The sequence below is a fragment of the Bacteroides sp. OM05-10AA genome, from assembly GCF_003439055.1.
GTDB lineage: Bacteria > Bacteroidota > Bacteroidia > Bacteroidales > Bacteroidaceae > Bacteroides > Bacteroides intestinigallinarum.
Window position 1 is genome coordinate 150,647 of record NZ_QSUR01000007.1, and the last position, 24,592, is coordinate 175,238.

Below are 24,592 nucleotides of genomic sequence, written 5' to 3' on the forward strand. Positions count from 1 at the left end.
ATGAAACTGAATTATTTATCATGTCTCGTCGGAGGATGCCTGGCCTTTATCCCGACTACTTCACAAGCCAAGCAGGATAAAAAAGTGAAAGAAGATCGCCCTAACATTTTATTGATCTTAGCTGATGATATGGGCAAAGAGTGTTTGGGTGCATACGGAAGTACTTACCATACCCCCAATCTGGATCAGTTTGCAGAAGAAGGAATAAGGTTCAATTATGCTACTTCACAACCTTTAAGTACTCCCTCACGTGTAGAGTTGCTCACTGGCCGATATAACCATAAAAATTATTCCAAATTTGGTTTTCTAAATCAAGATCAGCATACATTTGCACAATTAGCCCAACAAGCAGGTTACAAGACTATGATTACTGGTAAATGGCAGTTGGGTACAAACAGTAAGCTACCGGCTCATTTCGGTTTTGACAACTACTGCCTATACCATCTGAAATATAAAGGTAAAAAGTATGCACAACCTCTTTTCGAAGTAGATGGGGTTATGCATGACAATTGTACGCAAGATGATTATGGTCCTGATTACTTTTCCAATTATCTGCTTGATTTTATGGAAGAGAATAAAGATCGACCATTCTTGGCTTACTATGCTATGACTCTGGTACACGATCCGTTCAATGCAACCCCCGAGAGCGATGATTGGGATATCGACCCCAAACTACGCTTTAACACGGATGACAAGTATTTCCCGGATATGGTGAGCTATACCGACAAACTATTCGGTAAAATTATGAACAAGTTAGACGAATTGAAGATAGCAGATAACACAATTGTTATTTTTGTAGGAGATAATGGTACGGCACGATACATTTACACTCCGATGAAAGACGGTTCTGTAGTCCAGGGTGGCAAGGCTACGACACTGGAAACCGGAACAGCTGTTCCAATGCTTGCAAAATGGGGAAAATATGAATATCTGAAACATACAACAACAGATTTGGTTGATTTTACTGACTTCCTGCCAACTTTTGCTGAAGCTATGAATATCACTGTTCCTACTGATTGGGATACGGACGGCGTCAGTTTCCTTCCGTTATTAAAAGGAGAGAACAATCCCAATGCCAGAGAATGGGTATTTGTACATTATAAAGCCAACCATGTACCTCAAAGTGGTCTTGAAAAATATGCCGCCCGCTATTTCAAAGATCATCGTTACAAATTATATTCAAATGGGCAGTTCTTTGATTTCGTTGAAGATCCCGAAGAGCTCCGTCCAATGACCAAATTGTCGCCCGAAGCAAAAGCAGTCAAAGAAAAATTTCAAGCACTAATGGATAAGTTGCCCAAATGGGACTTAACCTCCAAGAATGTTCCAATGGTTACCTTACCAGGATTGGAACCTGAAGTAGTCGGAGTAGGTCGCGATTATATAAAGCCAGATAAAAAATAGTGCTCCTATGAAATGTTTCTCCAAATCAATTATTCTAACCAGTAGTGCCCTGATTATCCAGGGCACTTGGCTTCAAGCACAGGAAGAGCGCCCTAATATCATTTGGATTACTTGTGAGGACATCTCGCCTTACATGGAAACCTATGGGGACAGAGTAGTTAAAACGCCTAATATTGATCAACTGGCTATCGAAGGACAACAATTCCAAAGTGTATATACAACAGCTGGAGTCAGCTCTCCAAGTCGTTCATGCATCATAACCGGTATGTATCCCATGTCAATAGGTACACAGCATATGCGCACTTTGATTGAAACTCCGGCTGTAAGTCAAAAAATCGGGGTTCCTAAATACTCTGCAGTTTTACCGGAATATGTAAAGGCATTTCCTGAATATTTACGTACTAATGGCTATTACACTTCCAATAATCTGAAGACCGATTATCAGTTTATTGAACCGGTAACAGTCTGGGACGAATGTAGTGCAGCCGCCACCTATCGGAAGGCTCCCAAAGGTAAACCCTTCTTTAGTATTTTCAATTTGTTCATTACGCATGAGTCTCAACTATTCAAGCAATCACCTTGGTTTGAGGAGCATAAAGACTTATTGGTTAATCCAGAAAAAGTATCATTACCACCTTATTATAAAGATACACCGGAAGCTCGCAAATGCATGGCTCTCATGTTGAGTAATGTCCAACTGATGGATTATCAAGTAGGGCAAATAATCAATCAATTAAAAAAAGACGGTGTATATGATAACTCCTATATATTTTTCTTCAGCGATCATGGAGGAACAATGCCATGGATGAAACGTGAAATATTGGAACGCGGTACGCACATTCCCTTTATTGTGAAATATCCCAAAGGAAAGAATGCAGGCACAGTAAACACAGATCTGATTAGTGCTGTCGATTTCGCTCCGACAATCCTATCACTGGCTGACATATCTATACCTGATTATATGCAGGGAAAGGCTTTTTTAGGAAAACAGGCCGTTAAAGAAAAGCGGCAATATGTTTTTGCCGGACGCGACCGTTTGGACGAATGCTATGATCGTGTACGCAGTGTACGTGATAAACAGTTCAGGTATATTTTTAATTTTATGCCAGACCGCCCTAAATACATGAATGTAACTTATCGCCTGAATATTCCAATGATGAAGGAACTTCTGGAACTGCACAAAGAAGGGAAGTTAAACCAGCATCAGGAAGACTGGTTTAAACCAACCAAACCGATGGAAGAGTTATATGATGTTGTGAATGACCCTCATGAGTTACATAATCTTGCAGAAAATCCGATGTACAGAAACAAATTAGAAGAATTAAGAAAGGTATTTCGGATGTGGATGAATGAAGTGGGAGATTTATCATATATACCAGAGAAAGAGATGGTAATTAATTGGTGGAATGGTGAAAATCATGCTCCCTATACAGAAATGCCGGAATTACATAAAGTAGATGGAGGATATACCTTATCTTGTGCGACAAAAGGTGCCTCTATCGGCTATAAAATACTAAAAATAGGAGAAACAGATACCAAAGTAAAATCCATTCGAAACTCTTTTGATGCCGGTTATATAATAAAACACCAACCTAATGGAGTGGAAATACAAGTCAACACTCCATGGAATATTTATAAAGAAGGGATGGTATTGAAGTTGAAGCCAGGTGAAAGGCTGTTAGTCAACGCAAGGCGTATTGGCTATGAAGAAGCTTCAAAGACTTTTGATTTTTAATAAATAACAAAATTCAAATATGAAAAATTTTGATTTCAAGTTCTATGCAAGAACGCAAACAGCAGTTCTATTTTCAATGTTGGTATGTAATCATGGAAATGTTTTTGCTCAAGTAAAAGCACAGGCAAATAATGCACCGGATAATGCAGATACTAAATATAATGTGTTGTTCATCGTTGCTGATGATTTAAATTGTGATATGGGGTGTTTCGATGATCCGATTGTAAAAACACCCAACTTGGATAAATTGCGACAACATGCCGTACGCTTTAACAACTCTTACTGTCAATATCCATTTTCTGGTCCTAGTCGTGCATCTTTCCTTACGGGATATTCACCGAATCGTACCGGAGTCATAGACCTACAAGCTAATTTTCGTGATAATTTGCCCGCAGCAGTCACCTTGCCAGAACTTTATAAAAAAAATGGTTATTTCACAGCTCGTGTAGGCAAAGTGTTCCATGCTGGAGTACCTAATGATATTGGCAAAGCAGGTAAAGACGATCCGCAATCATGGGTGGATACTTTCAATCCAATAGGTATTGATAAGACAGAGGAAGATAAGGTTATTAACTATACTCCGCAACGTCCGCTAGGAAGTGCCTTAAGCTTTATGATTACAAATGGATCAGATGATGAACATACAGATGCGATTGGTGCCAATATTGCTTGCAGCATGATAAAAGAAAACAAAAATAAACCTTTCTTCATTGCTATGGGATTCTATCGTCCACACTCACCTTATGTGGCCCCTAAAAAATATTTCGATTTATACCCAATAGAACAAATCACTTTACCGGAAGTCCCGGAAAATGACTGGGAAAACAGACCCATATATGAACGTTTTACAGATCCTATCAACTGGGGAGTTGCCGAAGACAGGTTGAAAGAAGCTAAACGTGCCTATTATGCCACTATCTCATTTATGGATGCACAAATCGGGAAATTACTAACAACATTGGAGAAAGAAGGACTGATAAATAAAACAATCGTTGTATTCTGTAGTGACAATGGTTATAATTTGGGACAACATGGTATGTGGATGAAGCAAGCATTGTTTGAACATACCACCCGTACTCCGTTAATTATTTCTGTACCAGGCATAACTAATAAAGAAGCCAAATCATCACGTATTGTAGAAATGTTGGATATATATCCCACTTTAGCTAATCTGTGTGAATTAAAGCATATACCACAAGATTTGGACGGACGAAATCTTATGCCTTTACTGAAAGATGTAAATGCTCAATGGGACGATGTTGCAACAAGTCTAGTGGTGCGTACAGGAAATCCTTCTATTAAATATATGAAAAAGGGTGAAAAGGTCATAGGCAAAAGTATCCGTGTAGAGCGTTATAGATATACAGAATGGGATAATGGTGAAAAAGGTGGAGAACTCTACGACTATCAGGTAGATCCGAATGAAAATAATAATTTGTACAATAATCCTAAGTATAGAAAGATACAAGAAGAACTAAAATTGGGACTCAGAAGCAAAATGCCTCAATAGTTTTTATCATATACTAATTTCCTATTTTTTAAAATCTAATTAAAGATGAACTTTTTCCCGAAACTAAATTTATTGTTACTTTCCACAGCCGCCCTCTCTGGCTGCGGAAGTAAACAGGTAACCCAACATAGTCGTCCCAATATATTATATATAATGTGTGACGATCATTCTTACCAAACGATCAGTGCTTATGGAAGTGCTGTTGCAAAGTTAGCTCCTACCCCCAATATTGACCGTTTAGCCAATGAAGGGATGTTGTTCGACCGCGCCTTTGTAGAAAACTCATTGTCAGCTCCTAGTCGTGCTTGTGTTATGACAGGGTTATATAGTCACCAAAATGGTCAGAAACAGTTATGTGAGGGTATCGATTCTACTAAAACCTTTTTCACAGAACTGTTGCAGGAAAGTGGTTATGAGACGGGAATTGTGGGTAAATGGCATCTGATGTGTGAACCCAAAGGCTTTGACTACTATCATGTGTTAAATGACCAAGGACAATACTATAACCCGACTTTTAAAAGTAAAGAGACGCATGGAAAATTTGTACAAGAGAAAGGATATGCTACTTCTCTCATCACCAAACATGCTATCGATTTTCTGGATAATCGGGATAAAAATAAACCTTTCTGCCTTATGGTTCATCACAAAGCTCCACACCGCAACTGGATGCCGGAAACAAAATATCTGGATCTATACGAAAATGTAGAATTTCCTATTCCTGATACCTTTTGGGATGACTACGAAACACGTGGAGTAGCCGCACACACACAGAAATTGAATATAGCCAACGCTATGGAGTTAATTCAGGATCTCAAGGTAGAGGAACTATATGATTCTACAAAGATAGAGGATAAATTTTCTTATTTCTGCCTGATGGGGGAATTGGGACGTCTGACTTCCGAAGAGCGTATGGCATGGGACAAACATTATAAACCAAGGAACAAAAAGTTTCTGGATGCCAAGCTGACCGGTAAGGATCTGGCCGTTTGGAAATATCAGAACTATATGAAGGATTATCTCCGTTGTATCAAATCTGTAGATGACAGTGTAGGCGAATTACTTGCCTATCTTGAGAAAGAAGGCCAACTGGATAATACAATCATTGTTTATACATCAGACCAAGGGTTTTGGATGGGAGAACACGGATGGTTCGATAAGCGCTTCATGTACGAGGAGTCTTTCCGTACTCCTTTACTTATCCGCTATCCGAAAAAAATAGCTGCAGGTAGCGAATGTAAGGCTTTAGTTCAAAATATTGATTTTGCTCCAACATTATTGGATGTTGCTGGTGTTAAAGTGCCTGAAACAATGGAAGGACATTCATTACAACCTTTATTTAGAGGTGAAAAACCTGCAGACTGGCGGAAGAGTATTTATTATCATTATTATGATTATCCTACATTTCATTTGGTTCGCCGCCATGATGGAATACGTACCGACCGTTACAAATTGATTCATTTTTATGGGAAAGGTGGGGAGAACGGTGCAACTCCGAATATGTTGAAACCGGGTACACGCGAGAATCGTACTTTCAATATGCTGAAGAATGCTAATTATTTTCCTACTGCAAGTGAAGATCTTAATTATAATGAATTGTATGATCTACAAACTGATCCACAGGAACTAAACAATCTATACGGAACACCTGGTTACGAGGTAATCATAGCAGACCTTCAGAAGTTACTTGACAATTATCGTAAAACCCTGAAAGTAGAAGAATATTAATCATTAAAACAATCTTATGATAAAAGTTAGACTTTTAGGAATGGCCGTTACTGGTATGTTGTTTTTTACAGCATGCAGGCCTCCTGTCCCACAATTGGGAGAAGCTTCATTAAATGAAGTAATTGCAGCAATGACACTAGAAGAAAAAGCACATTTCGTTATAGGTACAGGAATGAAAAATTCCTCTGGCGATAGTGCCGTAATTGGTGAAACACAAAGCATAGTACCCGGTGCAGCGGGAACTACCTATCCTATTCCTCGGCTAGGCATTCCGGCTGTAGTATTGGCGGACGGTCCTGCGGGTCTTCGCATCTCTGCTACACGCGAAAATGATACAGCCACTTATTATTGTACCCATTTTCCAATTGGAACTTTATTGGCATCTACCTGGAATAAAGAATTGGTAGAGAATGTGGGACAAGCCATTGGTAATGAAGTATTAGAATATGGAGCAGACGTATTGTTAGCTCCGGCTCTGAACATTCATCGTAATCCGCTTTGTGGGCGTAATTTTGAGTATTATTCGGAAGATCCTGTAGTATCCGGTAAGATAGCTGCAGCCTATATACGTGGGGTACAAAGCAATGGAGTGGGAACCTCTATCAAACACTTTGCCGTAAATAATCAGGAAAGTAATCGTATGTCTAACGATGCTCATGTCAGTCAAAGGGCTTTAAGAGAAATTTATCTGAAAGGTTTTGAAATAGCAGTAACTGAAGCAAAGCCATGGACTGTAATGTCATCTTACAACTACCTGAATGGGGTTTATGCTTCGGAAAATAAAGAGTTACTCACTACCCTCCTACGAGATGAATGGGGTTTCGGAGGATTAGTCATGACAGACTGGTTCGGTGGTACAAATGCTGTTGCACAGATGGAAGCAGGAAACGACATGCTTCAACCGGGAACGTCCAAGCAGTATAATATGATTATCAAGGCATTACGCGAAGGAAAATTGGATGAGACTATATTGGATAGAAATGTGAAGAGAATATTGGAAATGATATTAGAGACTCCTCGTTTCAAAGGATATAAATACTCAAACAAACCAGATTTGAAAGCTCACGCCATAGTGACACGACAATCAGCTACAGAAGGAATGGTATTGCTTAAAAATGAAAAACAGATATTGCCGTTTTCCAACCAAATAAAAAGAATAGCATTGTTTGGTTGTACTTCTTATGATTTCATAGCAGGTGGCACCGGCTCGGGAAATGTGAACCGCGCCTATACCGTTTCGTTACTTGATGGTTTAAAAAAGGCCGGATATATACTGAATGATGATTTGAGAAAAAATTATGAGCAACATATTACATCAGTCAATCGGCAAAGAAAACAACCTAAAGATAAGATAGCTTCTTATATGCCAGTACCTCGTCCTAACGAATTATCTTTCACCTCTGACGAACTTAAAAAACTGGCCGAAGAAACAGACGTTGCATTGATTACATTGGGACGAACCTCCGGTGAATTTGTGGACCGTACACTCGAAGACTTCAATCTGAAACCATCTGAAAAGAAAATGCTGGAAAATGTTTGTACAGCATTTCATGCACAAGGAAAAAAAGTGGTTGTAGTATTAAATATCGGCGGGGGTATTGAAACAGCTTCATGGAAAAATATGCCGGATGCTATACTCTTAGCTTGGCAAGCCGGACAAGAAGGAGGTAATAGTGTATCCGATATTTTAAGTGGCAAAGTATCTCCTTCCGGAAAATTGACAATGAGCTTTCCTGTTTGCTATGAAGACGTATCATCTGCCAACAATTTCCCAACAGAAGGAAAAACTGGAGATTTGAATTTAGATGATCATGGTGCAAAAAAGGACGAAATTAAGAATTGGGATTACACAAATTATGAGGAAGATATTTATGTAGGATACCGCTACTTTGATACATACGACAAAGAAGTTTCCTATCCCTTCGGTTACGGGCTCTCTTACACTACCTTTGAATATTCAAACCCCAAATTAGAACAAAAAGATGGTATTTTCACCATAACAATTGAGGTAACAAACAAGGGTAATTATGAGGGAAAGGAAGTTGTACAATTGTATGTTTCAGCACCGCACAGTAAAACCTTGTCCAAGCCTGAAAAAGAACTAAAAGATTTCGCTAAAACAACGAGCTTGAAACCGGGAGAAAAGATAGTTGTTGCCTTAAAGGTGAAAGCTACAGACTTAGCATCTTATGAAGAAACATCCCATTCATGGGTGATTGATACCGGCATTTATCAATTCAAATTGGGAACTTCTTCCAAAGATATCAAAGCCGTCTTAGAGGCAAATGTTGATATGCAGAAAAAAAATGTAAATGATATTTTAAAACAACGAACCGTTTTTAGACGTTTAAGTAATTAACAATATTCCAATGTGTTATGATTACTAAGTTTACCCATAACAGACAACCAACACTTTACTCTATTTAATTGGTAAGAACACCTCAGTTTTACTGTAAAAGACCCTCATTATTATATAAACATAAAACTATAAATAAAGAAAGGGAGACAAGTGCTTTTACACGACATTTGTCTCCCTTCGCTTTCTCTATCCAAATGTATTCACAATTTACTTCAATCAATAATAACTAATAGACAATCTAATTATCATTGAAATAAATTATGTATGACTGATTATTATTAAATACTCAATTTATATGAAATCCCAGTTCGGGACGTTCCTTTAAATATGTTATTAAATCCCGGCCTACTGAAAGTCTAACCGGACGGGAAATCAAATCAACCGACATATGAGCTACATCAGCATCATCTGTCACCTTGAAGTATAGTTCCGTATTTCCCGGATGTTCCTTCGTCAGAGTAGCAAGTTCAGTGACCAAAGCCGAATTCAAGACAGACAGGGGAATGACGATCGTGATCTTCTGCACCAGTTCTTCTTTCACGTCGGGAAGAAGTTCCATAGAGGTGATTTTCACTTCCAGTTCATCCTGCCGCCATTGCTTGGCCTGACAGCGTGCCTTGATATACAAGAACGTTCCTTCATTGAGATATCCCTGATAAGTCACCCAGTCGTTTCCCCAGAATGGAATCTCGGTAGAACCGGAATAGTCCTCAATCTTGGCGATACCATACGGATTTCCGTTCTTGCTAACTCCACGACGAACACTAGTCACAATTCCTCCCATCGTTATTTCACGACCGACAAGGGCAGCTTTATCTTCCAAATCTGCCATACGTGTATTGCAAACATGTTCCAATACGATAGAGAATTCATCCAACGGGTGAGCGGAAAGATAGATACCAACCAAATCACGTTCACGGTTCAGACGGTCGAGATCACTCCAACGTTCTACCCCTTGAGGAATTTCAGGAGTTGCAACATCAATAACGTTTTCACCACCGAACAGAGAATTGACGGCAGCCGCCTTATCCGCCTGATAACGGTTACCATAACGCATCAATGTTTCCAGGAACACTTCCCCTTTAGAGTTTACAGCAAAATATTGTTCCCGTTTCAGTTCCGGGAAACTATCAAATCCTCCGGCTAATGCCAGACATTCCATATTCTTCTTGTTGCAAGCATTGAGATTGACACGTTGCACAAAATCAAAGATTCCAAGGAAAGGACCATTTTGCCTGCGTTCTTCCATAATGCTTTGCACGGCAGCTTCACCTACACCTTTGACAGCCCCAAGTCCAAAACGAATATCACCATCATGGTTCACGGTAAACTTCAGGTTACTCTCATTTACATCCGGTCCCAGCGTCTGAATACCCATTGCCTTACATTCGTCCATCAGTTTCGTGATATCGGTAATGTTAGACAAACTTCGGCTCATCACAGCCGCCATATATTCAGAAGGATAGTTCGCTTTCAGATAAGCTGTCTGGTAAGCTACCCACGAATAACAAGTAGCATGCGATTTGTTAAATGCATAAGACGCGAATTTTTCCCAGTCTGTCCAAATCTTCTCAAGCACTTTCGGATCATGTCCGTTCTTTCGCCCGCCTTCAACAAATTTAGGTTTCATGTGATCCAGCTTGTCACGCAGTTTCTTACCCATCGCTTTACGAAGAGCATCGGACTCACCACGGGTAAAGTCGGCCAATAAGCGTGACAAAAGCATCACCTGTTCCTGATAGACCGTAATACCATACGTATCCTTCAAGTATTTCTCCATTACCGGAATATCATACTCAATCGGTTTACGTCCATGTTTACGATCAATAAAATCAGGTATATAATCCATAGGTCCCGGACGATAGAGGGCATTCATGGCAATCAAATCTTCGAATGTAGAAGGCTGCAATTCACGCAGGTACTTCTGCATACCGGCAGATTCAAACTGGAATGTACCAATCGTACGTCCGTCACTATATAATTTATAAGTAGCCGGATCAGAGATATCTATTGCGTCGACATCTACCTCAATATTACGACTTAAACGGATATTTTCAACGGCCTCTTTAATGATAGACAAAGTTTTCAGACCGAGGAAGTCCATCTTAATCAACCCGGTATCTTCAATGACCGAACCTTCATACTGGGTGACAAGCATCTTTTCACCCGTTTCCTTATCATCAGCAGTACTGACAGGTACCCAGTCGGTGATATCGTCACGACAGATAATCGTACCGCAGGCATGTACACCCGTACCACGCACGTTGCCTTCGAGCATTTTGGCATACTTGATCGTATCGCGCAACAGTGGATCAGATGACGCTTCTGCTGCTTGCAATTCGGGCACATAAGCAATGGCATTCGGCAAATTCAGTTTCTTATCAGGGATCTTGTCAGGAACCAATTTACACAAACGGTCGGACTCTGACAAAGGCAGCTTTTGCACACGCGCAACATCCTTGATAGCCATCTTTGTCGCCATAGTACCGTACGTGATAATATGAGCAACCTTTTCCTGACCATATTTATTCGTCACCCAACGAAGCACATCACCTCGCCCGTCATCATCAAAGTCAATATCAATATCGGGCAAAGAGATACGGTCGGGGTTCAGAAAACGCTCGAACAGCAAATCATATTTAATAGGGTCAATCTTCGTAATCTGCAAGCAATAAGCTACTGCCGAACCGGCAGCAGAACCACGCCCCGGTCCAATCGACACACCCATGTTACGACCTGCTGCAATAAAGTCTTGCACAATCAGGAAGTACCCCGGGAAACCCATGGTCTTCATGATATACAGTTCGAATTTTAATCGTTCTTTGACTTCATCTGCCAAGGGATCGCCATATACTTTTTTTGCTCCGTCGAATGTCAGTTTAGCCAGATAATCGCCTTCCAGCTTAATACGATAAAGTTTATCATAACCACCCAGACGTTTAATTTTTGCTTTCGCATCTTCTTCACTCAAGACTACATTACCATTTTCATCTTGTGTAAATTCGTCGAATAAGTCTTTCTCCGTGTACTTCTGCCGATAGCCCTCCTCCGTTCCGAAATCTTCGGGAATGGCGAAAGTCGGCATGATAGGCGCATGGTCGATGGAGTAGTATTCTACCTTATCAAGAATTTCCAGAGTATTGCTCAATGCTTCGGGCACGTCGGCAAAGAGTTCGTTCATCTCCTCGCGTGTCTTCATCCATTCCTGTTTGGTATAAAGCATACGGGTAGGATCATCCAAATCCTTACCGGTACTCAAACAGATCAAACGGTCGTGCGCTTCCGCATTCTCTTCATCTACAAAGTGAACGTCATTCGTACAAATCAGTTTGACATTGAATTTCTTAGCATACTCTATCAAATGTTTGTTCACATTCACCTGCAACGGGTAGCATTCGTGATTGGCACGGGGAACAGTCGCTTTATGGCGTTGTAACTCCAGATAGTAGTCATCGCCAAACAAGTTCTTATACCATTGTATTGCTTCCTCCGCTTCGGCAAATTGCCCGGCAGTAATCCGTTTCGGCACCTCACCACCGAGACAGGCTGAACAAATAATAAGTCCTTCGTGATATTTTTCCAGTTCGCTACGGTCAGTACGCGGACGCATATAATAACCGCGCGTCCACGCGTGCGATACTAATTTAATAAGGTTGTGATAACCTGTTTCATTCTTAGCCAATACGATCAGGTGATAACCACTCTGGTCGGGCTTGCCTTCTTTCAGGTCCATGGTACGGCGGGCCACATACATTTCACAACCGATGATCGGTTTGAATAATTTGTTTTCCGCTTCCACGATCTTAGCTTTGCAAGCAGCAATCTCCGCCTCTTTATCCTCGCACTCTATCGTGCCGGCCTCAATTCCTGCAATTCGCTTCTTCAGGTCCTTGACTTCACCTTTCGGACCGCTGTTCTTCTTATTGACGTAGTTCGTAAATTCCTTGATACCGAACATATTTCCATGATCGGTCACGGCTATACCCTTCATCCCATTCTTCATAGCTTTATCAACCAGACGAGCTACGCTAGCCTGACCATCCAACAAAGAATATTGAGTATGGACATGTAAATGAACGAAATCCTGCATAATGATAAGTAGTTAATTTGAAGGCATAAAATTACTACCTCCTGGGTTATAAACAAAAATAATCCTCAAAAAGTTATCAACATTCGCATTTCTATGCTCATTTACTTGCTGAATTTTTAAATTAAGTATATTTTTGCAGACAATATCATTAAACAGCATTCATGGGCCGACTAAAGAAATTGAAGAAAATACGTATTCACCGCGAAGGAACACATATATTATGGGCTAGCTTCTTGCTATTGCTATTGATTAATGCGGCTCTTTATTGGGGGATCGATTGCAAAATACCATTTTATGTGGTAGCAGTAGCGAGTATAGCAGTCTATCTGCTGATGGTGAATTTCTTTCGATGTCCGATCCGTCTCTTCGGACAGGACACTGAAAAGATTGTCGTAGCACCCGCCGATGGAAAAATCGTCGTTATCGAGGAAGTCGATGAAAACGAATATTTCCATGACCGCCGGTTAATGATATCCATCTTCATGAGCATTGTGAATGTACATGCCAACTGGTATCCGGTGGACGGTACCATTAAAAAGGTAGCACATCATAATGGAAACTTCATGAAAGCATGGCTGCCGAAAGCCAGCACAGAAAACGAACGTTCTACAGTAGTGATCGAAACTCCGGAAGGAGTGGAAGTACTCACCCGGCAAATTGCCGGAGCAGTGGCACGCCGTATTGTCACCTACGCTGAAGTAGGAGAAGAATGTTATATTGACGAACACATGGGATTTATCAAATTCGGTTCCCGTGTGGATGTGTATTTACCCATTGGCACAGAAGTATGTGTCAGCATGGGACAATTAACGACCGGTAACCAAACGGTTATCGCCAAACTTAAATAATTCTGTCACAATGACAAACGTTATTAAAAACAGTATTCCGAATACCGTAACCTGCCTGAACCTTTTCTCCGGTTGTATTGCCTGCGTCATGGCTTTTGAAGCCAAATATGAACTGGCACTACTTTTCATTGCTTTAAGTTCCATTTTCGACTTCTTCGACGGATTGTTAGCTCGTATGCTCAACGCACATTCCATTATCGGAAAAGACTTGGACTCATTGGCAGATGATGTAAGTTTTGGAGTTGCTCCTTCACTGATCGTATTCTCTCTGTTCAAAGAAATGTATTATCCGGCAAGTATGGAGTTCATCGCTCCTTACCTACCCTATTTAGCATTCTTGATTTCTGTTTTTTCAGCATTGCGCCTGGCTAAATTCAATAATGACACGCGACAGACCAGTTCTTTTGTGGGACTTCCGGTTCCCGCCAACGCTCTGTTCTGGGGTTCTTTAGTGGCGGGTGCACATGACTTCCTGATATCAGACAACTGCCATCCTGTCTACCTTCTTATACTTGTCTGTCTGTTTTCCGGACTGCTGGTATCAGAAATACCGATGTTTTCGCTGAAATTTAAAAATCTGTCATGGAATGACAACAAAATCAGTTTTATATTCCTGATTATCTGCATTCCTCTCCTTATATTTCTTGGAATCAGTAGCTTTGCCGCCATCATTGTATGGTATATTTTACTTTCACTTTTTACAAGAAAAAGTAAATAAACAATCTCTTGGCACGTTTGTTGTACTATGAGTTTTATCGAAGTAACAACATAAAAATCATAGCCCGATGCATATACTTTTATTCATACTCATTTTTATTATTGCCATTTTCGTATTTGGCCTTTCTATTATCGGCTTCATACTAAGAACGATTTTCGGATTAGGACGTGGTTCTTCTTCATCACGCCCGAAACAAACGGAATCGGGACGTACAAGCCAACAGGACTATGCCCAAAGAGATCGCCGTTCAAATGATGATGAAGAGGAAATATATTCCGAGAATGTTCCGGAGAAAAGACATAAAAAAATATTCACCCAGGACGATGGTGAATATGTAGATTTTGAGGAAATCAAATAAAACAGGATACTGCTTTTATTTTCGTTTCGCAGCAAAGAACTCTTTCATTAGTGTAGCACATTCGTCAGCCATTACCCCTTTTACAACCACCGTTTTAGGATGTAGAGCCGAACCGGCATATTTCTGATAGCCGCGTTTTTCATCTTCGGCGCCAAATACAAGCTTACCAGTCTGTGCCCAAGCAATAGCTCCGGCACACATTACGCAAGGTTCAACTGTGACATACAGGGTACATTCGTTCAAGTACTTGCCACCAAGCACATTGGCAGCAGCTGTAATAGCCTGCATCTCGGCATGAGCCGTTACATCATTCAATGTTTCTGTGAGATTATGGGCACGTGCGATAATCCGCTCCTTACAAACCACGACAGCTCCAACGGGAACTTCCCCCCGCTCGGCAGCCTTTCCTGCCTCTATCAAAGCTTGTTTCATGAAGTAAATATCGTCCATCATTCGACCCTTTTATTTTGAATCTATAATTTTTTAATTATCCCCCTATCGTCTCATATCATGTTCACCAAAAAGGGTCGGATAATCTTCTTCCATATTTTTATGGATAAACATGAGAATTGTCTCACGAAGCCAACGTGACTTGTTCGTTATCTTATATTTCTCCAGATAACGATCTACAATCAGCTGTTCTTCGTCGCTCAACAAAATGCTCATTCGTCGTTCCCTTTTGGTACACTCGACATGCATTTTCAGGCACTTCTTACTCCTTTTTCTCATATCTTCTGCAAAATTACTTTTACTTCTGTAAATACAAAGAATAAAAGCAGTAAATTTGCAAAAAAAGATGGCTAAACATAATGATTTAGGAAAAGCCGGAGAAAATGCCGCCGTAGCTTATCTTGAACAGAAGGGGTATCTCATCCGTGACCGGAACTGGAGAAAAGGACATTTCGAACTGGACATTGTAGCTGCAAAGGATAATGAACTGATTGTGGTAGAAGTGAAAACCCGCAGTAATACTCTGTTTGCAGAGCCGGAAGATGCTGTTGATTTACCTAAAATAAGACGCACGGTACGCGCTGCGGATACCTATATCAGATTGTTTCAGATTGACACTCCTGTACGCTTTGATATCATTACGATAGTAGGCGATGAGATAAATTTCAAGGTTGAACATATAGAGGAAGCATTTTATCCTCCTTTATATTAAAGTTCACTACAGAAGATGCAGAATACATAGAGTTATTATATAATCGAATCATTATGAATGTAGAAACTGTCAGAGAATACTGCCTCAACAAGAAAGGAGTTACCGAGTCTTTCCCTTTCGATGATGTATCACTTGTTGTCAAGGTGATGAACAAAATGTTTGCTCTCATCGATTTGGAAGAAGCCAATCACATCGCATTGAAATGTGATCCGGAAAAAGCGATCGAACTGCGCGAACATTATTCAGGAATTGAAGGAGCTTATCATTTTAATAAAAAATACTGGAACAGTGTTCGTTTTGATAGTGACGTAGACGATAAACTGATGAAAGAACTTATCGATCACTCTTATGATGAGGTAATCAAGAAATTTACTAAAAAGTTACGCGCAGAATATGATGCCCTCCCCTTATATATTCCCGGTTCCATTGATTCATATCAGCGAGACTAATTCTACCAACAACTATCTGCAGTCTCTCTGTTCTAAACAGAAAGTGGAAGAACTCACTGTCGTAGTCGCTGACTTTCAGACTTCCGGTCGTGGACAACGCGGCAACTCTTGGGAATCAGATTCCGGTAAGAATCTTCTTTTCAGCATCGTCATCTTCCCTGAATTCCTGGAAGCACGACGCCAGTTTCTCATTTCACAGATTATTTCTTTGGCTATTAAGGAAGAACTGGATACCTATACCACCGATATTTCTATCAAATGGCCGAACGATATTTATTGGAAAGAAAAGAAAATATGTGGAATGTTGATAGAAAACGATCTGATGGGACGGAACATCAGTCAAAGTATAGCAGGGATTGGAATCAATATTAATCAGGAAACGTTTCACAGTTCTGCCCCTAATCCTGTTTCACTGCGACAAATTACAGGAAAAGAGTTCGATCTATTTGAAATACTGAAGAACATCGTATTGCGTATCCAATCTTATTATAGTTTACTTAAAAAAGGCAATACGGAATCAATAGTCTGCCAATATGAAATGTCTCTTTTCAGAAAGGAAGGAATGCATCGTTTTAAAGATGCCAACGGTGAATTTCTTGCACGAATCATTTGTGTAGAACCCGAAGGAAGATTAATACTGGAAGATGAAATGCTAAACAAAAGAGGCTATATGTTTAAGGAGGTGGAATATTTACTGAAATAATCATCACTTAACAAACTATTATTGCTACATTGTGTTGAAAAAATAAATATATTTGTGAATTAGTAACCTTATAAAAAATGAGAAAAATGACGAAAGTTCAATTCGGCCTACATATATGGATAGGAATATTCCTTTGTTTATTTAGCGTGTCTTGTTCAGATGATGATACAGATTCGATAAAAGGAGACGATGATGATACGGATCTTAGCATAAATCATTGGATAGAGAAAAAATTGCGCAACGATTATTTATGGTATAATGAGTTACCAGCAACTAACAAAATAGATTACACAGCCGATCCTGAAACTTTCTTTTATTCATTGCTCAGTCTGAACGATGGCAAAACAAGGAATGGAAAACACCTCTACTACTATTCTTACATGGAGAAGAATAAAGATTATAAAACACGTACCAGTATTGATGCAGACAATACCTATGGAATGGAATTTACATTGTTTAATATAGTAGATGGAAATAACAAACCTTTAGGATATTATTATGCCCGAGTAGTGTATATTCTACCCAATAGCCCTGCACATGCAGCCGGTTTGGAACGAGGAGATTGGATTATAGGTATAGATGGAAAAAATAATATAAAAGAAGGAAATTACAAGGCCCTATTGAATGGTTCTGCTTCTCAATGGACTATAAAACACAATTCTGAAACTAAGACAATTGCCATAGGAGCTTCTACGGCAGTCGAAGATAATCCGTTATATTATCATGACGTACTTACGTTTGGAGATAAGAAAATAGGCTATCTGGTTTACAACCATTTCACTCCGGGACCAACGGGCGTAGATGATCGTACTTATGATGAAGAAATGAAAACCATATTTGCCGATTTCCAATCAAAAGGAGTGAACGAATTTGTATTAGATTTGCGCTATAATGGGGGCGGTTATGAACATTCGGCCAATATGCTAGCGGGACTTTTGATTTCCGAAGAGTCCAAAGATAAAATATTTGGCATTTTCTACAATAACAAAGGTAAAGTGACACACACCAGAACTTTCAATAAGGAAACAGAAGGAACAGCAGGTTATTTGAAACTTAATTCTAATCGCATCTATATCTTAACAAGTGAAAATACCGCTTCATCCTCTGAATTGGTTATCAGCAGTTTGGAACCCTTCATGAATATCGTACTCATCGGTGAATTAACAGAAGGAAAAAATGTCGGAATGCAGAAGTATTCAGATGAGCAATATGAATGGGCGTATTGGCCTATTACTACAAAGGTTACCAATGCTGTAAATTCAGATTACAGTGCAGGCTTTACCCCCGATTATGAGTGGAACGAATTCAATTTAGCCCAAAACCCAGAAGACACTTTACTCCCTTTAGGCAGCCCTGATGAGTTTATGTTAAATAAGGCCATTACTCTGATAACGGGAACCAATCGAAATACAAGAAACATAACAATGCCGTCTCAAGCAATACTAAGAAGCCAACCTATATATCAATCGATAGATCGCCATACTACTGGTGGAGTGCTACTTTGTCCGATTGAGATGGAATAAAAATACCTTGAGAATAGAAAAAGAGGTGAACCGCTTAGCGATTCACCTCTTTTTCTATTCTCAATATCTTATCCAATGTCTTTTGAGCTTCTGTCGATGGAAAACGTAGAACAACTTTCTGTAAAGAGTTACGCGCTTTCTCATACCGGGTAGTAAACAACTTCGATAATCCGTCCCGATAGCGGGCATACTGCATTTTAGTGGGAGAAGGAAGTTTCTTGTAATCCATTTCTAACTTTTTCTTCTCCTGCTCTGCCATCAAATAATAATAGTTTCCTAAAAAGATATTAGCAGCCAGATTATCCGCATCGAGTTGCAATATTTTTTCGTACATACGCAAAGCATCTTTTTCTTGTCCGCGACACACTTGCATTTCTGCACATGTTTCCAAACAATCTACATTATTTGGGTCCTTTTGCAGCAACTCTTTGTAAAACAAATAAGCTTTGTCGTAATTTCGTTTCTTTTTATAGGCGAGAGCTAATTCGGTAGCCAGTTTGGAGCTAATTTCACTATTCTTGTCCACATTCGTCCAATAATACATTTCCGTACGGTCTATATTCAGAGGAATAGTCTGCCGGAAATAGCTCACAGCCTGTCCATTCTGCCCAGCCTCAATAGCGGCAGATACTTTCTGCAACATCTCATCAACCGACTGTGCATTCAGCGCCAGCGGCAGTGAGAATAAAGATAAAAGAAAAATAGTTAAGGTCCTCATAATCCATCTGATTGCTATTTAGTTCGTGATTCACAAAGATACAACAAAAAAATAAAAAATGTACCTTTGTGGACGAAAAGAACAATCAATTTGATAAAAGTGTTTCTATAAAATGATAGATAAAAAACAATCCTCCGAAAACAGACGAATATTACGGATAGCCATACCATCAATTATATCAAATATTACCGTCCCGCTACTGGGACTTATTGATGTTACCATCGTAGGACACCTCGGTTCTCCGGCCTACATTGGAGCCATCGCTGTAGGGGGAATGTTGTTCAATATTATCTATTGGATTTTCGGATTCCTGCGCATGGGGACGAGTGGCATGACCTCACAAGCATATGGTCAGCATGATCTAAATGAAATCACCCGGTTACTGTTACGTTCCGTTGGCGTAGGATTATTTATAGCTCTTTGCCTGTTGATACTCCAATACCCCATCCTGAAATTGGCATTCACCCTGATACAAACCACACCGGAAGTCGAGCAACTGGCAACTACTTATTTCTATATCTGTATCTGGGGAGCTCCCGCCACATTAGGACTTTATGGATTCGCCGGTTGGTTTATCGGAATGCAGAATTCACGCTTTCCCATGTATATCGCTATTACTCAAAACATTGTCAATATTGTAGCCAGCCTATCCTTTGTCTACTTACTGGATATGAAAGTGGCAGGAGTGGCAACAGGAACTTTAATAGCCCAATATGCAGGTTTCTTCATGGCCATATTGCTATATATGCGCTATTACAATGCACTAAGAAAGCGGATCGTATGGAAAGAAATTATACAGAAACAAGCCATGTACCGTTTCTTCCAAGTCAATCGGGACATCTTCTTCCGTACCCTTTGCTTGGTTGCGGTCACCCTATTTTTCACCTCTGCAGGAGCCGCCCAAGGAGAAATTGTATTAGCCGTAAACACCTTACTCATGCAACTATTCACTCTATTTTCTTACATCATGGACGGATTTGCCTATGCCGGTGAAGCACTAGCCGGCCGTTATATAGGCGCCAAGAATCAAACAGCCTTACGCAACACAGTACATCACCTTTTCTATTGGGGATTGGGTCTTTCATTGATATTCACCATCCTTTATGCAATCGGCGGAAAAGAATTTCTGGGATTGCTAACCAATGACACTTCAGTAATCAACGCTTCAGACACTTATTTTTACTGGGCACTTATCATTCCGCTAGCTGGTTTTTCTGCTTTCCTGTGGGATGGAGTATTTATTGGTGCCACCGCTACCCGCCAGATGCTTTACTCCATGTTAGTCGCCTCCGCCAGCTTCTTCGGAGTATATTACGCTTTCCATCCTCTTCTAGGAAATCACGCCCTGTGGCTGGCTTTTCTCATTTATCTTTCCCTGCGAGGAGTTGTACAAACCTTTTTGGGAAGGCAAATAATGAAAAAAGTAATCGCATCCCAGTGAGGCTATCCGATAAATTATCTCTATATTTGCGGCAAACAATAAAAAGCAAAAGGTATGGCAAAGTATAAAAGAATCTTACTAAAGCTCAGTGGAGAGAGCTTGATGGGCGAAAAGCAATACGGCATTGACGAAAAAAGACTGGCAGAATATGCTCAACAAATCAAAGAAATCCACGAACAAGGGGTACAGATTGGTATCGTCATCGGAGGAGGCAACATATTCCGCGGATTAAGCGGAGCCAATAAAGGTTTTGACCGTGTGAAGGGGGACCAAATGGGAATGTTGGCTACCGTTATCAATAGCCTCGCTCTAAGTTCTGCTCTTGTAGCTACCGGTGTAAAAGCACGTGTATTGACAGCAGTACGGATGGAACCTATCGGTGAATTCTACAGTAAATGGAAGGCCATCGAATGTATGGAAAACGGTGAAGTGGTTATCATGTCTGCAGGAACGGGAAATCCTTTCTTTACTACAGATACCGGTTCTTCACTAAGAGGAATAGAAATCGAAGCAGACGTTATGCTGAAAGGTACTCGCGTAGATGGCATTTACACAGCTGATCCTGAAAAAGATCCTACCGCAACCAAATTCGATGACATTACGTATGATGAAGTATTGAAACGTGGTCTGAAAGTTATGGATTTAACTGCGACCTGTATGTGCAAAGAAAATAATCTGCCTATCGTCGTATTTGATATGGACACAGTAGGTAACTTAAAGAAAGTAATCAGCGGAGAAGAGATAGGTACGTTAGTACACAATTAATCAGAAAATAAAAAGTGCGAATTTTGCTGTATAGCTTTGATAAAAACTACTATTGCAAAATTCGCACTTTGTCTTTCTTTTCAAATACTATATCAAAACGAATACCTATTTATCAAAATATTGAATCAAATCATACGCATTAAAATTCAATTCGCGGGCAAAGAAAGATAAATAAGGAAACAACTGATAAGAATTATCATAAAGACCCTTATTGGCAGGTTTCGACGAATTATCCGTACCATCATCATCCTGATATTTAAACCAATGCCATCCGATACAATTCTTAGCTTCAAGCAATCCTAATGTAAAATGCTGATAAGCATAAGCCCTCTCATTTTGTGTAGGAACAGAATATCCGGCTCCCGACTGGTTATTCAGATCGGAATCCTCCACCCCTTTCGTATAAAACTCACTTACAAGAAACGGCTTATCCGCCCAACTTGCCCAGTCTGCAATCGCTGTTGTCAGTTCAGGATTCCAACGACTATAATAGTTGATAGAAATGACATCACAATATTTTCCGGCAGCTCTCATCACTCCCTCCATATATTTAGGAGTTCCATGCAATCGAGTCCCCAGATAAAGCAGCTTATCATCTACTTTCATCACTGCCTCTTTCACTGCTTTATAATATTTCTCTGCTACGATACCTGCAAACTCGTTATTCAAGGCATCCGTCACACTTTGCACCCCCTTGGAATCCATAAAGGCTTTTGCCGCAACATAAGCCGGATCATTCGAACTGTTGATAGCCAGGAAACGATCCAAAATCCGGGAACTGTTTGAAGAGAAGTTTATCTCATTATCCGAGAAGAAACCCAACACATTTGGATCGCGCAGATAATCTGCGAAAGCACTACCTGCCAAATATGATTCACACCATTCAGCCCATCCATTATAAAACACAAGGCCTGCAGCATTATCATCACTTCCTCCGGGATAATTATAAGATTTCGCACTCTTGAACTGGCTTAGAAAAGCAAAGGAAGGTGCCAAAGTCAACGGACTGCTTGGATTGGAAGCATTATGAGTCTGAATCAACGAGTACGCTCCCGTACAGAATGCACCTGTACCATGAAAACCGATCTCACTCAATTCACGTTGAGTAGTGGACAGCCATTTCTCATCAGTTCCAAACCTATTATTCCAAGCTGTTTTATTACGACTGGAAGTTCCTTTGCGCAAAGAAGTTGCACTACGTTCAAGATGCAGGCAGCCCTCCGGATCAACCAACCACCAACGCCCGTCTATCTTCTTCGTATAAAACCTGCCTGTAGCTGCTTGCTTCGGAAGCGTTGTCGAACTTCCATACTTATTCACCGACTCCTGATATGCTTTCAATGTCTTAATAGCCGGTTTATATCCATCCATATAAGCAATAATACGTGTATTCCCCGTTGTCCAACTGGATATGGGAGGATAAGCACTGGAATACTTGACACTGATAGGGCGATACATATTGGCATTTAATGACGGAGCATATATCACAGAAGCTCCGGGAACAGGTAAATCTTCCGGGTATTCCGACTCCACATCTCCCCCACCCATCACTATATCAGGAGGCATAAAATTAGGGTCCTTATCATCATCATCCGTACAAGAAACCATAGGAATAGAACTTATAAACAGTAAAGCTCCCAGTATAAATATTTTTTTCATGGTATGTATTTTATTGATTGTTATTTGATTGTTGATCGAACCAGTCGGCCAAACGATAGGCATTGATATTCAATTCTTTCATAGCATCGGCCAACGGTTTATAAAGATTGTATTCATTATCTATCAGTCCCTTGTTAGAGTCCAGATTCGAAGGATCTGCCCCTTTTGCCGTCGGATCATTATCCTGATAACGGAACCAGTGCCATCCGACACAATTTCCACTTTCCAATAATCCTAAAACAAAATGCTGATAGGCATATCCACGTTCCTGTTGAGTTTGAACGGTAAAACCTGCTCCCGTCGTATTCGCCAGTCCGGAATCCATTCCTTTCGTATAAAATTCCGTGATGATGAAAGGTTTTTGAGCCCATTCTCCCCAATGTTTCATGGTCTTCTCACTCGGCGTCCACGCTCCATAGTAGTTAATTGCAACGACATCACAATACCTGCCTGCCGCTTCCACAATCTGGCGGATAAACTTCGGTTTTCCATGTAAACGACTACCTAGATAGAGATGATTGGGATCATACTTCCGAATCGCTTCCGATACTACTTTATAATATCGTTCAGCTACCACCCCTGCAAACTCCTCCCGGTGCTCATCGGTTATTTGCTGCGAAGTAATTCCCTGCTTTTTCAACCAGGATTCCGCATACACTCTTCCCGGATCATCAGGGTTCTGTAAAGTCAGATAACCTTCCAGATTCTTGGGTCCGAACGGAAGTTCATTATCCGAAAAATAACCAATGATGTTTTTATCCATTTTATTCGCAACCAGTTTTTGTGCCATCTCATCGCAATAAGTTTCGAATTCCGGGTCAAAAACGAAAATACACTGATTAGGATATCCCGTGTTACCAGGCAACTGATAAGTTCCTCCCCGTTTCTTACCATATCCGCTCATCAAGTTGAGAATGATTGAGCGGGTCAAGACCTCCTTGTGGGATGCATTGTAAGAAGCTATCGCCTCTTCGTTACTCCAAGAGCCCGCACCGGAAAAGCCCAGTGAATGAATCATCTGTGCGGTCCCTTCGATCCATCTTTCTTCCGTGCCGAATTTATCCAGCATGGCTTGCTTATTGCGTTCAGAGGTACCCAAACGTACTCCAACCACCACTTTCTGTAAATGCCGATATCCGTCGGGATCAATCATCCACCAACGATTTCCAATACGTTCTACTCTAAAAAATCCAGTAGCCCGGTGTTTCGGAGCATCCAAATCACTCCATACTCATTTATATGCACTTTATCAGTAGCTTTAAAACCATCCAATTGAGCAATAGTACGGGTATCATACTCCTTCCATGGAAGATCTTTCTGTCCTTTCGCCCACGGACGGGCAGTGACCTTGAATGCACGCCCCTGCCCATAACCCAATTGGGATAACAGCAGTAAAAACAATATAACTATACTATTTTTCATCTT

Annotated in this window: 19 protein-coding genes and 1 pseudogene; 14 read left to right on the top strand and 6 right to left on the bottom strand. The window is 40.4% G+C overall.

Features of this window, described 5'->3' with window-relative positions:
• From DXB58_RS07640 to DXB58_RS07660, 5 genes are read left to right on the top strand one after another with little or no spacing between them, the layout of a single operon-like run.
• The gene (locus tag DXB58_RS07640) at positions 1-1,404 is read left to right on the top strand and encodes a sulfatase-like hydrolase/transferase (protein WP_122136428.1); all 1,404 of its coding nucleotides are present in this window, start codon (positions 1-3) and stop codon (positions 1,402-1,404) included.
• 7 nt (positions 1,405-1,411) lie between these two features.
• Positions 1,412-3,139: a sulfatase gene (locus DXB58_RS07645; protein ID WP_074638009.1), complete on the top strand. Its 1,728-nt coding sequence runs from the start codon at positions 1,412-1,414 to the stop codon at positions 3,137-3,139.
• Positions 3,140-3,158: 19 nt separating this feature from the next.
• Positions 3,159-4,649 carry a sulfatase gene (locus DXB58_RS07650; RefSeq protein ID WP_122136429.1) on the top strand — a complete coding sequence of 497 codons (1,491 nt, stop codon included), beginning with the start codon at positions 3,159-3,161 and terminating at the stop codon, positions 4,647-4,649.
• Positions 4,650-4,694: 45 nt separating this feature from the next.
• On the top strand, positions 4,695-6,374 hold the full coding sequence (locus DXB58_RS07655) for a sulfatase (protein ID WP_122136430.1): 1,680 nt from the start codon (positions 4,695-4,697) through the stop codon (positions 6,372-6,374).
• 16 nt (positions 6,375-6,390) lie between these two features.
• Complete coding sequence (locus DXB58_RS07660) at positions 6,391-8,733, top strand: glycoside hydrolase family 3 C-terminal domain-containing protein (RefSeq protein ID WP_122136431.1); 2,343 nt, start codon at positions 6,391-6,393, stop codon at positions 8,731-8,733.
• A gap of 286 nt (positions 8,734-9,019) precedes the next feature.
• Here the strand turns inward: DXB58_RS07660 and dnaE are convergent, their stop codons facing one another.
• A complete protein-coding gene (gene dnaE, locus DXB58_RS07665; protein WP_122136432.1) occupies positions 9,020-12,823 on the bottom strand; it encodes a DNA polymerase III subunit alpha in 3,804 nt (1,267 codons plus the stop codon).
• A 161-nt stretch (positions 12,824-12,984) separates the two neighbouring features.
• Between dnaE and DXB58_RS07670 the strand changes: the two genes are divergently transcribed.
• From DXB58_RS07670 to DXB58_RS07680, 3 genes are all read left to right on the top strand, one after another.
• Entirely contained in the window at positions 12,985-13,671 is a 687-nt protein-coding gene (locus tag DXB58_RS07670) for a phosphatidylserine decarboxylase family protein (protein ID WP_004299219.1), read from the top strand.
• 10 nt (positions 13,672-13,681) lie between these two features.
• Entirely contained in the window at positions 13,682-14,389 is a 708-nt protein-coding gene (gene pssA, locus DXB58_RS07675; RefSeq protein WP_004306563.1) for a CDP-diacylglycerol--serine O-phosphatidyltransferase, read from the top strand.
• A gap of 67 nt (positions 14,390-14,456) precedes the next feature.
• Positions 14,457-14,747, top strand: a complete 291-nt coding sequence (locus DXB58_RS07680) for a DUF4834 family protein (RefSeq protein WP_122136433.1) — start codon at positions 14,457-14,459, stop codon at positions 14,745-14,747.
• 15 nt (positions 14,748-14,762) lie between these two features.
• Here the strand turns inward: DXB58_RS07680 and DXB58_RS07685 are convergent, their stop codons facing one another.
• Both DXB58_RS07685 and DXB58_RS07690 read right to left on the bottom strand, forming a co-directional pair.
• Positions 14,763-15,200 carry a nucleoside deaminase gene (locus tag DXB58_RS07685; RefSeq protein WP_122136434.1) on the bottom strand — a complete coding sequence of 146 codons (438 nt, stop codon included), beginning with the start codon at positions 15,198-15,200 and terminating at the stop codon, positions 14,763-14,765.
• A 42-nt stretch (positions 15,201-15,242) separates the two neighbouring features.
• Entirely contained in the window at positions 15,243-15,476 is a 234-nt protein-coding gene (locus DXB58_RS07690) for a hypothetical protein (RefSeq protein WP_004299215.1), read from the bottom strand.
• 67 nt (positions 15,477-15,543) lie between these two features.
• On the opposite strand from DXB58_RS07690, the gene DXB58_RS07695 reads away from it, so the two are divergent.
• The 4 genes from DXB58_RS07695 (at position 15,544) to DXB58_RS07710 (ending at position 18,584) form a co-directional block, all read left to right on the top strand.
• The gene (locus DXB58_RS07695) at positions 15,544-15,909 is read left to right on the top strand and encodes a YraN family protein (RefSeq protein ID WP_122136435.1); all 366 of its coding nucleotides are present in this window, start codon (positions 15,544-15,546) and stop codon (positions 15,907-15,909) included.
• 53 nt (positions 15,910-15,962) lie between these two features.
• Positions 15,963-16,358: an MmcQ/YjbR family DNA-binding protein gene (locus DXB58_RS07700; RefSeq protein ID WP_122136436.1), complete on the top strand. Its 396-nt coding sequence runs from the start codon at positions 15,963-15,965 to the stop codon at positions 16,356-16,358.
• Entirely contained in the window at positions 16,303-17,061 is a 759-nt protein-coding gene (locus DXB58_RS07705) for a biotin--[acetyl-CoA-carboxylase] ligase (RefSeq protein WP_122136437.1), read from the top strand. The genes DXB58_RS07700 and DXB58_RS07705 overlap by 56 nt, the downstream gene beginning before the upstream one ends.
• 86 nt (positions 17,062-17,147) lie before the next feature.
• Positions 17,148-18,584, top strand: coding sequence for a S41 family peptidase (locus DXB58_RS07710; RefSeq protein ID WP_122136438.1), 1,437 nt, complete (start codon positions 17,148-17,150; stop codon positions 18,582-18,584).
• A gap of 34 nt (positions 18,585-18,618) precedes the next feature.
• Here DXB58_RS07710 and DXB58_RS07715 read toward each other — a convergent pair whose 3' ends face one another.
• Entirely contained in the window at positions 18,619-19,302 is a 684-nt protein-coding gene (locus tag DXB58_RS07715; RefSeq protein WP_122136439.1) for a lipopolysaccharide assembly protein LapB, read from the bottom strand.
• 112 nt (positions 19,303-19,414) lie between these two features.
• On the opposite strand from DXB58_RS07715, the gene DXB58_RS07720 reads away from it, so the two are divergent.
• Both DXB58_RS07720 and pyrH read left to right on the top strand, forming a co-directional pair.
• Positions 19,415-20,743 carry an MATE family efflux transporter gene (locus tag DXB58_RS07720; RefSeq protein WP_122136440.1) on the top strand — a complete coding sequence of 443 codons (1,329 nt, stop codon included), beginning with the start codon at positions 19,415-19,417 and terminating at the stop codon, positions 20,741-20,743.
• Between the two features lie 54 nt (positions 20,744-20,797).
• Positions 20,798-21,508, top strand: a complete 711-nt coding sequence (pyrH, locus tag DXB58_RS07725) for a UMP kinase (protein WP_004306551.1) — start codon at positions 20,798-20,800, stop codon at positions 21,506-21,508.
• Positions 21,509-21,613: 105 nt separating this feature from the next.
• On the opposite strand, the gene DXB58_RS07730 is transcribed toward pyrH, so the two are convergent.
• Positions 21,614-23,167 carry a hypothetical protein gene (locus DXB58_RS07730; RefSeq protein ID WP_122136441.1) on the bottom strand — a complete coding sequence of 518 codons (1,554 nt, stop codon included), beginning with the start codon at positions 23,165-23,167 and terminating at the stop codon, positions 21,614-21,616.
• Positions 23,168-23,177: 10 nt separating this feature from the next.
• Positions 23,178-24,589 (bottom strand): annotated as a pseudogene (locus DXB58_RS07735) (agarase).
• Positions 24,590-24,592 lie beyond the last annotated feature (3 nt).